Here is an 11903-nt window from a genome sequence, read left to right as displayed (position 1 = left end):
TTATAGAGCTCTAGAATTGAAAGGAGAGTTCCATGGTACGTTTCGAACACGCCAATCTGGTTGTCACTGATTTAGCGGCAACCCTGGATTTTATTCAAACGGCCTTTCCCCAATGGGTTATCCGCGGGCAAGGCGAAATGAAGTGGAAAGGAAAACCACGTCGCTGGCTACATGTGGGGAATGACACGACATACATCACTCTGAATGATAATGGCGAAGGTAAAAATCGTGAACTTGCCGGACATAAACCCGGCCTCGCCCATCTGGGGTTCGAGGTTGATGACGTAGATGGCATCGTAAATCGCCTTCAGGCCAAGGGATTTGAGATCGACATTCAGGGCGCCGATCACCCCTTTCGCAAAACGGTTTATTTTGTTGACCCCGAGGGCTTCCAGTTCGAATTCATCCAGTATTTCAGCGATGATCCCGCGGAACGGAACCTCTATGACACGCCATAATGGCCATAACCCAACCAATCATAAAACCAGCAAAACCGATAACAAGAGATAACAATGACAAATCTTGCCTGTAAAACACCTTTATTACTCCCTGAAAATATTCAGGAAAATGCCGAGAGTTTGATAACAAAACTATATGCGGCAGTGGATGAAAAAAGCACATCCAGGCTTGGAGCTTTCCTTGCTGATGATCTTCGTTTTCAGCTTGGAAACTTTGATGCGGTTACCGGTAAAAGTGCCGTATTGGAAGCCAACGAAAATTTCTTTCAAATTATTGACAGCATGACCCATAGAATTGACGGCATATGGGCACAGAACGAAGATATTATATGCAAAGGCGAAGTACACTATAAACGGCTGGATCAAAGTGAGCTTTCTCTGCCTTTTGCAACGATACTGAAAATGAAATCCGGTCTTATTCAGGACTATCAGGTCTATGTTGATGTCACACCACTTTAATTTGTGATCACATGCCTTATCCCCGACAAAACCGTTCGACTAGTTATGTTTGATGTATCGGGTTATAGAGAGCCAGTACTATTCACTGGCTCTCTATTTTTTACAAACACTAGCAAAAAATTCACGCAAAGAAGCCTTTAAAACCTCCATCAATCAAAAGATTCATAATGATGTACCCAGCAATCAATAACGAACTTTTCCATTCCTGATGGAATATGAGCTTCGCTCCATTTTTCCCCGGCAAACTTCTTCAAAGCAGTCTCGTTTGTCCTGGTCGAAACCATCACATACTCATCAGGTGCCCAGACTGTCGGCTTCCCAATCGTTACTGATATAAAACCCTCGGCATTTTGCACCGCATCTATCGACTTCACTCGATAGAGTGTCTCAAACTCTTCCCGAAGTTCCGGTTTGATTTGCACCCTAAAAATACGTGTAATCATATTACTACCCAGGAATTTTGCGACGAAGAAACGACTTTAATTATAACAATCAAAGTAATCAAAACCGGCTTACTTCTGTGGATTTCTTGCCCTTCACCTATAGTTTTTTAGTCACTTATCTGATAGCATCTACCCGGTACCTTTAAGCGGGGGCAGACCCGGTACCTTTAAGCGGGGGCAGAAAGGGGGCTGAATTGAATCACAAAATATCTTTGGCATCCGTTTCGGCGTATGGTGCCAAACTGGTGATCATAACAAGTTTTCTCATCAGCCTATCCAAAGCAACAGCCTGGGCAGAGAATCCCTCCTTTGTTCTCTGTACCGAGAATCAGAGCTACCCCCCTTATTTTATAGGAGAGCAGGACACATTTCCTGAAAAAAAGCCCGGCATTCTCGTCGAAATTATTGATGCCTCTCTGAAAAAAGCCGGGTTTTCAGCCGAGTTCATACGTCGTCCATGGAAACGATGTCTCAAACTTCTGGAACAGAATAAAATTGACGGCATTTTTGCCTCTATACATCTAAAGGAACGCGAATTCATTGGTCGCTATCCTTATTTGCCCGTTAGAGTCAGTATTAGCAACAAACCGGATCCCGACAGGCGACTTCGTCGAGTGACCTATAGTCTTTTCAAAAAGAAAGGTAGTGATTTTGATTGGGACGGAGAAAATTTCAGTAACATGAGACATTCCATTGGTGCATCAACTGATTATGTCATTGTCAAAAAACTCAAAGAAGAACATAGCATTATGGCAAACACACGTCACTTGCCGACAAAGGGTTTACAACATGTCGCCGCCGGGCGTCTGGATGCCTATATTGTGGAAAGCACTATCGGGAACAATCTTATCAAAAAGCTTGGACTAGAAGGTAAACTGGCAGAGGTAAAACACCCCTTTGCCCGTTATGACTGGTACATGATGATCAGCCATAAATTCTACAATACCGACCCTCACCTCGCGGATGAAATCTGGAACAATGTCGGACAATACAGACAACAAAACATCCAGAGACTGATCCAGCATTACAGCAACTCACCATGACCCCCATGGGCAACACTTAATTTTTATCTTTACACAATAATAACTCTGTATCCTGATCAATCAGATTACGAATAGCACGGGTATTCCCATCAAAATCTGTCTGCTTTTTGCCATAAGTCAAATTAAATTCATAATCAAAATTCTTAGGGTTTTTCCCCTGTGTATGCTGCAAAATGGTCTCTAGCTTATCCAATGCTTTTGCCAATTGCGCCTCTTTAGAGCTTCCCTGATCATATTCATCCCACAAGGACATTATTTTTGTTTTCAAACCATCTGGCAAAACCGATGTCAGTCCATCTAAATCATACCGTTCTTGAAAATTTTTATCATGGCTCTCGGATTGATTGATCGCCGGAATATCACCGTTAATAACCTCTCCCAAATCATGAACAATGCAGATTTTCAAAAGCTTGAGTAAATCCATTTCCGGATACTCATCCTCCAGTAACAGTGCCATCAAACTAAGACGCCATGTGTGTTCCGCAGTACTTTCCCGCCGCCCTGAAGCCGTATAACCACTTCGCAAGGTCGATTTCAGCGGCTCGCTTGCACGCAAGAAATTCAGCAGAGCAGTAATATCCTGTTTATTCACAGGCAAAACTTTCCTTTAAAAACATAATCATACCAAACTTGAATATTATACTTTTTAGCAACCACGGTATTCAGGAACACGTCGCTCAATCCAGGCATTTAACCCTTCATGAACATCTTCCGTGACTGCCATTCGTGCAAATTGTTCGCTTTCTATCTGCAAACCTTCTGTAATAGTGGAGTTGATACCACGAGTAACAGCTGTGATGATTCGAGAAACCGCGAGCGGCGAATGTCGAGTAATACGATCAGCCATACTATATGCTGATGCTAATAAATCGTTATGAGATACAATTTCATTAACCAACCCAATCCGATAAGCATGCTCTGCGCTAAAGCTATCTCCCGAAAGAAGGAGTTCAAGTGCACGCTTGCGCCCCGCTAACCTTGGCAAACGCTGCGTCCCACCAAAAGTCGGCGGAATGCCTATGTTTATTTCTGGTTTGGCAAAAACACTTTGATTACTGGCAATTGCAATATGCGCGGCTTCCGTAATCTCGCACCCTCCGCCAAACGCAATACCATTTACAGCGACGATGACCGGTTTTCTATATGCTTCAATACGCTTGGTCATTCCCTGTCCTCGCCTGACAAACTCTTTGACGGCAACTTCAGCTCCCTGCTTGATTGATTTTGAGAATTCGTGAATGTCTCCACCCGCCGAAAAAGCTCTATCTCCTGCCCCCGTAATGATTACAACCCGTATCTGATCATTATCCTCAATGTCGCCCAACAATTCCATTAATCGGTCAATCATCGCATAATTCAGCGCATTGAGTTTCTCTGGCCGATTAAGAGTTAAAAGAGCTACGTTACCTTTCAGTTCATATAAAACACTATTGATCATAACGACTAACCTTTCATTTTATTGTTGTTGACATAAGGTTAGTGATCTCAAATAATTATGTACACTCACTGGTTAGTATACATAATTATGAAACAAAGTATTCCATCGACTAAAGACCGCATTTTAAACGCAGCAAACTCTTTATTCTATGGCGAAGGCATCCGCGCTGTTAGCGTTGATGCGATAGCCGAGAAAGCAGGCATTACAAAAAGAACTCTTTATTATCATTTCAAAAGCAAAGATGAATTGGTGGCCGGGTATTTAGAATCTCGCGATCAACCAAATCTAAAAATATTCGCTGAATGGTTTGAAAAAGCTGATGGTGATTTGTCCGATAAAATTGCAGCAATTTTTATAAATCTCGCCAAGAATTCTCAACATCCAAAATGGAAAGGATGTGGCTTTTTACGGACAGCAGCCGAACTCGCCAACATGCCAGGTCATCCTGCCATGAAAGTTGGCGCAACCCATAAGAAAAAATTCGAAGCGTGGCTTGCAGAGCAATTTTTAAAAAATAATATTACCCATCCCAACGAATTAGCTCGTCACATCATTTTGCTAATGGATGGGGCTTTTTCTACAATGCTTATTCATCGGGACCACAATTACATTGAAGCAGCCGGAAATGCCGCAAAGAGCATGGTTATAGCGGCGCTAAACAGAACATTATAAGATAAGGCTCGAACCTGTTGATCGAATTCATTTTAAGGGCGTTTGAAGCGATCCCGAGCCTCCCTCACCTTGTCACGCATAATACACCCTTCCACATGATCATTAATCAATCCCATTGCCTGCATCAGGGCAAACATCGTGGTTGGGCCGACAAATTTCCACCCCAGCTTTTTCAAGTCTTTAGACAGAGCAATTGATGCCGGGGATGTCGAGGCTGTTTGCGGTGCAGACAGTTCGGCCTCTTTAGGTTCATAGCGCCAGATAAAGGCAGATAACGACCCTTCTCTCTTAACCATTTCCTGTGCACGCTTTGCGTTATTGATCACCGCTTCGATCTTGCCCCGATGGCGAATAATCCCAGAATCTTGTAACAAACGATCTCGATCTTCATCAGTAAAAAGCGCCACTTTGTTGAAATCGAAATTGTGAAACGCTACGCGAAAATTCTCGCGCTTTGCCAGAATAGTACGCCAGCTTAAACCGGACTGAAAACCTTCCAGACAGAGCTTCTCAAACAATCGATAATCATCACCGACCGGAAATCCCCACTCGCTGTCGTGATAATCAATAAATTCCGGGGCAGAATCACTCCACCGACAGCGATGTTTTCCATCTGGCCCAACAGTCGTTTCACTCATTTCCTGATCCCTTTAGCTTAAAAGAAAACTTAATCTGTCATCAGCTTTAGCCGGATCGACATCCAGAATTTCTGCGCTAACAACATTTTCTGCCACAAAAGGATCTTCCTGTACTCGTCTCTCCAGCTCTTCCAAGGAGCTATTATGAGCGAGAACCATACCGCCTGCTCCCGGTTTCAAACTGCCAACCATAAGGAAAACACCCGCATCAAATCCTTGTTTGATCCATGCCTTGTGCCGATCCATGAACTGGCCAGCATTTGCTTTGTTTTCAGAAAATTTCAGCAGTACAATAAACATCTGTTCGTCCTTTAATAACATGTCTCTTTTAAGTGTTTCTGGTAAGTGTTTCTGGTAAGTGTTTCTGGTAAGTGTTTCTGGTAAGTGTTTCTGGTCTTAAATCTTTTTCTCGGGTCGTGCCTGTTCCTATTCCGCTTCTTCTCCATCTGTTACTTTTCAATCACATAGGTATTGAGCCAGTCGCACATCTGCGCAACTTCCTGATCGATAAATTTTGCATCATGAAAAGCACTTGCCAAAGTCGCAACACCTTGCGATCTGGCCAGTAGATGCATTGCCAGATCATCCGCGTCTTTTGAACGCCCAAGCAAAATAAATTGTTCTTTTAGCCAATCACGAAAAAGAGTGAACAGGGCATTAGCTTCGTCCCGCGAAGCATGTTTCAGCTTTGCCAGTTCTGTTGTCAGAGTTCCAACGGGGCACCCATAATTCAAAATTTCATCCCGATTGGTAATTAGAATTCGGACGAAACACCTGATGCGATTTTCCGGGTGCGAACCATCCAATTCCCACTGAGACAGCATCTTGCGGGTTTTATCCATTCGTGCGCTGATCACGGCCTCGAGAATGTCGTCCTTTGTCTTGAAGTGATAGTAAAAATTACCACGCGAAATCTGCACGGCATCGGATATATCCGTAAAGGATGTGTTCTCATACCCTTGCTGGTAAAATAGCTGATCCGCAGCTTCAACAATATGTTCTCGCGTTTTTTGTTTCTTCATTTCAGAATATCAACTTCAAAATTAGGACGATCGTCTTAATTTATATTAGGACGATCGTCCTAAAAAATCAACACTTAAAATATTCATATAAAAGCAATAGCTTGACCGATATTTCCCACTTTTATTACAAAGAAAGAAAATTAATCTGTCACACATTGGTTTCATTTGCTGTCTAACTAAATAGAACAACGAATAAAGAGACATTGGCGAGATGCAAAAAACTTTGGAACATTTGGTAACTGCGGCACAGACTGGCGATCAAGTCGCCTTGGAAAAACTGGTACAAAATGTACAGGATCAGATCCACCATCTGGCGATGCGCATACTTGTGAACCCTGATGATGCCCAGGAAGCCACACAAGAAATATTAATCCTTGTAATCACCAGGCTTTCAACCTTTGAAGGGAAAAGCACTTTCAGAACATGGGTCTATCGGGTTGCCGCAAACTACCTGTTCACGGCGAAAAAAGTCCGAGACAAAGACCCGGGGTTGAACTTTGACCTCTTCAAACAAGATCTTGAAAGCGGATTTGATCCAAACGCCTCACCATCTGTTGCATCATCTGATACTACCGCCTCAGCGGAAAACAGGGTATGGCTCAACGAATTGCGTATTTCCTGTACAATGGCCATGCTGCTTTGTCTCGATCTTAAACACCGTCTTGCCTACGTTCTGGGTGATATTCTTGACCTTCCTCACTCCGAAGCTGCCGAGGTACTGGATCTCAGTCCGGCAAACTACCGAAAACGTCTTTCCCGTGCTCGTAGTGAAGTGGTCGCATTCACCTCAAGCAATTGCGGGATTGCGAATAGCAAAGCAAAATGTAGCTGCCCAAGACGACTGCCTGCAGCCAGAAAAATCGGGCGTATTCCTGAAAAAGGTTCAGGCATCTCCCCTGCCTTCGCTTTGCAGAGCGCACCAGATTATAACACCGTTATCGAAGACATACAGGGCCTGGAAAAAGAGCTTCAGGCCATCAAGCTACAACGGGCAACGCCAGCATTTTCCAGCCCGCAGGATTTTGCCAAGAAGCTCGTGTCTGTTCTCACGCCGGAAAAACAGAGCACCAGCCTGCCTCATTAGCACTTAACACAACTTCACAGCCTTAAATTCAGGAGTTTCCCATGTTGAAAAGCCTTTTCTTTCGGCTGCCTGTCGGCATGCCCTCTTTCCAAAAACAGTCATAACAACCCTGCTTATTATCTGCGGGCTTTCTTCCCCGCTTTACGCGGCATCACAAAACCAACCTAAAGGATCAAGCTCTATGTCAACCACACAAGAACAGAACGTCCTCTCTCTTATCCAGAAAATGACATCGAACTTTGAACAGGGAAATCTGGAAACAGTTATGTCCACCTACGAAGAAAATGCCGCCATTATGTTCGAACCCGGCACAGCCGTTACAGACAAGGCAGTTTCCCAACAGATCTTTGCCGAGTTCAAATCCCTGAACCCCAAATTTTCTTACAGCGGGCACGAAGTCATTGTTGCTGGCGACATTGCGCTCCATATCGCCCCTTGGTCCATGAAGGGACAAACGCCCGATGGGCAGGAAATCGCCGAAACAGGATTGTCAGTAGCTGTCGTGCGCCAACAAGCAGATGGCAGCTGGAAGATGGTAATCGACAATCCCCATGGAAACCATCTGCTTAACAATTAAAAACTAAAGCCGGATCTCTTTAACAGAGATCCGGCTTTCATTACGCCCTCTTGGTAACACTACCAAACCTAAGCCACTTGGATATTTTCAATAAAATTAGCAATATAACGCTTAACGTCATTACACTTTGATTGCAAAATAAAATGGGGGCCTTCAAAGATAATCATTTCAATTTTCGCAAATGAACCTTCAAATTCACGAACCTTTGACTTACAAACCAAACAATCACACAACGGTAGAATATAAGACGTTGGTAAATCATCGTTTGAAATACTCAACTTAACCGTTGCCAAAGATTTCAACCTTGCTCTGAGTATAGTAGGTGACATTTCTTCCAATGTAGCACGAAACAAACTTAACAGATTATCATCAGCATTTTTTCCAAGAAGAAATGTTCGTAAAATAGCTGAAGAAAATGGCATATTGGCCATAAATTTAAGCGGCAAATACTTTGCAACAGAAAGCAACAGAGGATTGGGGTTTGATAGGAATGTTGCAACAAAAACTATTCCTTTCAAGTTTTCCATCTCTCTTAGACTAAGTAAGGCTGCAATCGGTCCTGAAAAAGATTCGGCAACCAAAACAAACGGTTTATTCGGTAGAAGCCTTTCAACATAACTTGTCAAAGTTTCATAATCTTGGCTTCCTGTATCCGGTAAAGAAATTACTTGAACATCATCAATATTCAATTGCTCCAAGAAGGGAGCGAACAAGTTCCCTGTACCGTCTAATCCCGGTAACAATACAATCCGCAAGACATATCTCTTTGTAAAATCTAGACCACTGTTTACATCAACATCAACTCTGAACAATAAACCGCTTAATAGCCTTAAAGCCAAAGATACCCGAAATCATCGCAAACAAGAACACATAAATTTCAGTTGACCCGATTGTAAAGGCAGTAAGTGCTGGCCCCGGGCAAAGGCCTGTTATGCCCCATCCAATCCCAAACAAAATAGCGCCCATGACTAATTTACCATCGATTTCCTTTTTCACAGGCAACAGGAAATCAGACGATAAAACCGGACGGTTTCGAGAAAATATCAGCTTATAACCAATACCAGTTGTTACAAGGGCACCGCCCATGACAAATGCCAGACTTGGATCCCAATCCCCGGCCACATCCAGAAAAGCCAGTATCTTTGCCGGGTTCACCATTTCGGACACAATCAATCCCAGGCCAAAAATCAACCCTGCGATTAAGGCGACAAAGCTTAGTTTTATATTTTCTCCAAACATAAATCACACCCCTAAAACATGGCGGATCAGGAAAACTGTTACCGCCGCCGTGGCCATAAAAATCAATGTAGCGACAATAGAACGAAGGGACAGGCGGGATATGCCACACACACCATGCCCGCTTGTACAGCCGCTTCCCAATTGAGTTCCCACGCCAACCAATACACCACCAAGGACAAGAAGTGGTAGTGATGCATCGAAAGTAATCTCGGGGATTTGACCGATAAAAATACGATATAAAAAAGGCGCAAGGACCAGTCCGACAAGAAAAGCTATCCGCCACCTGGTATCATTCGATTTGAAAGGAAAAAGACCACCTACAATACCACTGATTCCGGCAATCCGTCCGTTGAATAGCATCAACGTAATCACAGCAATACCAATTAATATACCGCCCGCTAACGCCGGGACCAGTGAAAAGATATCCATGAATTCCCCCAAGTACATTTAACATGTGCGATTTAAGCAATCGTACTACGAGTACTCTATTTTGAGTAGAGAAACAGCTGACAAAAGTGACGCACCTATAATCCCCTCTCCCTAAAAACAGATCATGAACAGAATTGGCTTTGTAACCGCAAGTCATCAACAACAAGCAATCACAAAGCCAATTCGATTTACCAGTCAGTGTCGATCAGTCCCCCAGAACGGTTCCTTCGCGGCGGGTGTCTGCACCACCAACGAGTTCGCCATCAAGGATCTGGATTGCATGAAGGCCGGAATTCAGGTCACGCACATTGATCTCGTGGCCCTTAGCTTCAAGTGCGGGGATCATGGCGACAGCATCTGTTCCTTCTTCCACATCTGTCGCACCATTACGATTGACCACGTGTGGTTGGCTGATCGCAACCTGCGGGTCCATACCAAAGTCCAGAATACCGATGATGGATTGGGCCACGTAGTTGATAATCCGCGATCCACCAGGAGATCCGATTGCCAGGACAGGCTTACCATCTTTCAGAACAATCGTCGGGGCCATGGATGATCTTGGGCGTTTACCTCCTTCGACACGGTTGGCAATCGGCTTGCCATCCTTTTCAGGCGCCCGAGAGAAATCAGTCAACTCGTTATTCAAGAGAAAGCCGTTGCTCATAACCCGAGACCCAAAACCGGTTTCAATGGTTGTGGTCATGGAAATGACGTTGCCTTCGGCGTCCACAATAGAAAAGTGACTGGTCCCCGGACGTTCGAGCTGTGTATCTGGCGCATAAATGCTAGCTTTCTTCCACGGTGGTGTGCCCGCCTCTGCCTTACCCATGGTTTTTGCGGGATCAATCAATCCTGCACGTTCTTTCAAGTAGTTCTGATCCAATAAACCTTCTGGCATCTTCACAAAGTCACTGTCAGCCATATAAAGCCCGCGATCAGCATAAGCCAGTTTGGCGGCTTCCAGATAAAGATGGGTACTCTCTGCACCCGGCCCCATGGCTGGAAGGTCATAGTTGGACAGAACGGATAAAATTTGCCCGACAGTCAAGGCACCAGATGAAGGAGGTCCCATTCCACACACTTCATAACCACGATATGGGGCACAGGCTGCTTTCCGTTCAACAACCTTATAGGCCTTCATATCGTCCAGTGTCAGAATACCGCCATTTTCCTCGGTCTTCACAGCCTTCACAATGTCTTGGGCAATTTGACCTTCGTAGAAAACCTTGGAACCTTCTTTTTGAATCATTGCAAGTGCAGCGGCAAATTCAGGGTTACGTAGTAGTGTTCCTTGCTTTAACGGCTCGCCATTCTTGTCAAAAAAGTAAGCCCGTGTAAGGGGCATGGCTTCGAGCTTGCGCTTGCCAACAGCTTTGGCAATGGAATTGGCCATGCGATGAGAAACCTGAAACCCGCCCTGTGCCAAGGCACGGGTCGGTTCAATCAACTCAGCCCAATCCTGATTACCATAACGCTGATGCACGGTTTCAATCAGTTTAAGGGTTCCCGGCACACCAACGGACCGACCACCAACGACCGCATCAAACCAGCCAACAGGCTGTCCGTCAGTTCCCAACCAATAGTCTGGCGTAGCTGCCATTGGTGCTTTTTCACGTCCGTCAAAGGTCGTCAGGTTCTTATTTTTGGCATCCCAATAAACCATAAAGGCCCCACCGCCGATACCAGAGCTTTGCGGTTCGACAAGGTTAAGCATCAACTGCACTGCAACAGCCGCGTCCGCAGCAGTTCCACCACGTTCCAGTACCTCATAACCTGCCTGGGTCGCGATTGGATTGGCAGATGCCACCATAAATTTTTTGGATTTCACTGCCTGTTTTTCAACAACCGCATGGGTTGCCTCTGGCTGGACAGCTTCCTGAGCCATAGCCATGTTGCCAAGAATGACAGAAGTATAGAGAGGCAAGGAAACCGCAAAGGACAAAAGCGGCTTTTTCGAAATCATGGGCATAAAACTGTTCCCTGTTTTTGTCTTATTTTGGGTCTTTATTTTTCCTGCTGGATACTTGAACAGGTATCTGATGATTTATTGATATGAGCTGAAGAGAAACATATTAATAGATTTTATTTATGAACTCCATAGTACCCATCAAGACATCAGTATAAAAACAACTCACTAAACACAGAGAAAATCTGTTGTGGAGATTACACTCACGCTGGGGTTAACGACTAAAGAGTTACAGGACCGCCATCAACCTTATAAAATAAAATTATGAATTGATAGGTTGTTTTAGTAGCATAGCTCGTTATGAATTTATTTGGCAACGAGCTGAACAAAATTGACACATATTCACTCTGCTATCCGCCCAAACATAGCAGTCAAAATAGAATAACCATGTTGAAGCATAAAGACGGCAAGCTCGCCCATTTGAAATCTCTCGAA

Annotated in this window: 16 protein-coding genes; 6 read left to right on the top strand and 10 right to left on the bottom strand. The window is 44.3% G+C overall.

Annotated elements, in window-relative coordinates; genetic code table 11:
- Positions 1-32 precede the first annotated feature (32 nt).
- A complete protein-coding gene (locus tag D9A03_RS11165) occupies positions 33-458 on the top strand; it encodes a VOC family protein (protein WP_120497255.1) in 426 nt (141 codons plus the stop codon).
- 54 nt (positions 459-512) lie between these two features.
- Positions 513-917, top strand: a complete 405-nt coding sequence (locus D9A03_RS11160; RefSeq protein ID WP_120497254.1) for a nuclear transport factor 2 family protein — start codon at positions 513-515, stop codon at positions 915-917.
- Between the two features lie 149 nt (positions 918-1066).
- Here D9A03_RS11160 and D9A03_RS11155 read toward each other — a convergent pair whose 3' ends face one another.
- The gene (locus tag D9A03_RS11155) at positions 1067-1360 is read right to left on the bottom strand and encodes an antibiotic biosynthesis monooxygenase (RefSeq protein WP_120497253.1); all 294 of its coding nucleotides are present in this window, start codon (positions 1358-1360) and stop codon (positions 1067-1069) included.
- Positions 1361-1554: 194 nt separating this feature from the next.
- On the opposite strand from D9A03_RS11155, the gene D9A03_RS11150 reads away from it, so the two are divergent.
- The gene (locus tag D9A03_RS11150; RefSeq protein WP_120497252.1) at positions 1555-2403 is read left to right on the top strand and encodes an ABC transporter substrate-binding protein; all 849 of its coding nucleotides are present in this window, start codon (positions 1555-1557) and stop codon (positions 2401-2403) included.
- Positions 2404-2419: 16 nt separating this feature from the next.
- On the opposite strand, the gene D9A03_RS11145 is transcribed toward D9A03_RS11150, so the two are convergent.
- Both D9A03_RS11145 and D9A03_RS11140 read right to left on the bottom strand, forming a co-directional pair.
- Entirely contained in the window at positions 2420-2995 is a 576-nt protein-coding gene (locus tag D9A03_RS11145; RefSeq protein ID WP_120497251.1) for an HD domain-containing protein, read from the bottom strand.
- A gap of 54 nt (positions 2996-3049) precedes the next feature.
- Positions 3050-3841, bottom strand: a complete 792-nt coding sequence (locus tag D9A03_RS11140; protein WP_120497250.1) for a crotonase/enoyl-CoA hydratase family protein — start codon at positions 3839-3841, stop codon at positions 3050-3052.
- An 87-nt stretch (positions 3842-3928) separates the two neighbouring features.
- On the opposite strand from D9A03_RS11140, the gene D9A03_RS11135 reads away from it, so the two are divergent.
- Entirely contained in the window at positions 3929-4513 is a 585-nt protein-coding gene (locus D9A03_RS11135; RefSeq protein ID WP_120497249.1) for a TetR/AcrR family transcriptional regulator, read from the top strand.
- A gap of 32 nt (positions 4514-4545) precedes the next feature.
- Here the strand turns inward: D9A03_RS11135 and D9A03_RS11130 are convergent, their stop codons facing one another.
- The 3 genes from D9A03_RS11130 to D9A03_RS11120 form a co-directional block, all read right to left on the bottom strand.
- Positions 4546-5151: a DNA-3-methyladenine glycosylase I gene (locus tag D9A03_RS11130; RefSeq protein ID WP_120497248.1), complete on the bottom strand. Its 606-nt coding sequence runs from the start codon at positions 5149-5151 to the stop codon at positions 4546-4548.
- 12 nt (positions 5152-5163) lie between these two features.
- On the bottom strand, positions 5164-5451 hold the full coding sequence (locus D9A03_RS11125) for a YciI family protein (protein ID WP_120497683.1): 288 nt from the start codon (positions 5449-5451) through the stop codon (positions 5164-5166).
- A gap of 149 nt (positions 5452-5600) precedes the next feature.
- On the bottom strand, positions 5601-6173 hold the full coding sequence (locus D9A03_RS11120) for a TetR/AcrR family transcriptional regulator (RefSeq protein ID WP_120497247.1): 573 nt from the start codon (positions 6171-6173) through the stop codon (positions 5601-5603).
- A 211-nt stretch (positions 6174-6384) separates the two neighbouring features.
- On the opposite strand from D9A03_RS11120, the gene D9A03_RS11115 reads away from it, so the two are divergent.
- Together D9A03_RS11115 and D9A03_RS11110 are read left to right on the top strand one after the other, a co-directional pair.
- Positions 6385-7257 (top strand): RNA polymerase sigma factor, encoded by an 873-nt coding sequence (locus tag D9A03_RS11115; RefSeq protein ID WP_120497246.1) that lies wholly within the window; start codon positions 6385-6387, stop codon positions 7255-7257.
- A 181-nt stretch (positions 7258-7438) separates the two neighbouring features.
- On the top strand, positions 7439-7834 hold the full coding sequence (locus D9A03_RS11110; RefSeq protein ID WP_120497245.1) for a DUF4440 domain-containing protein: 396 nt from the start codon (positions 7439-7441) through the stop codon (positions 7832-7834).
- A gap of 68 nt (positions 7835-7902) precedes the next feature.
- On the opposite strand, the gene D9A03_RS11105 is transcribed toward D9A03_RS11110, so the two are convergent.
- The 4 genes from D9A03_RS11105 to ggt all read right to left on the bottom strand — a co-directional run bounded on the left by D9A03_RS11105 (position 7903) and on the right by ggt (position 11471).
- Positions 7903-8589 carry an alpha/beta fold hydrolase gene (locus tag D9A03_RS11105; protein WP_162938095.1) on the bottom strand — a complete coding sequence of 229 codons (687 nt, stop codon included), beginning with the start codon at positions 8587-8589 and terminating at the stop codon, positions 7903-7905.
- A gap of 43 nt (positions 8590-8632) precedes the next feature.
- Positions 8633-9073 carry a DUF6691 family protein gene (locus D9A03_RS11100; RefSeq protein ID WP_120497243.1) on the bottom strand — a complete coding sequence of 147 codons (441 nt, stop codon included), beginning with the start codon at positions 9071-9073 and terminating at the stop codon, positions 8633-8635.
- A 3-nt stretch (positions 9074-9076) separates the two neighbouring features.
- The gene (locus tag D9A03_RS11095; RefSeq protein ID WP_120497242.1) at positions 9077-9502 is read right to left on the bottom strand and encodes a YeeE/YedE family protein; all 426 of its coding nucleotides are present in this window, start codon (positions 9500-9502) and stop codon (positions 9077-9079) included.
- Positions 9503-9707: 205 nt separating this feature from the next.
- Complete coding sequence (ggt, locus tag D9A03_RS11090; protein ID WP_254055027.1) at positions 9708-11471, bottom strand: gamma-glutamyltransferase; 1764 nt, start codon at positions 11469-11471, stop codon at positions 9708-9710.
- Positions 11472-11903 lie beyond the last annotated feature (432 nt).

The organism is Kiloniella sp. EL199, assembly GCF_900313065.1.
In the GTDB taxonomy this organism is placed as follows: Bacteria; Pseudomonadota; Alphaproteobacteria; order Kiloniellales; family Kiloniellaceae; genus Kiloniella.
This window is presented reverse-complemented; position numbering and strand designations above follow the sequence as displayed.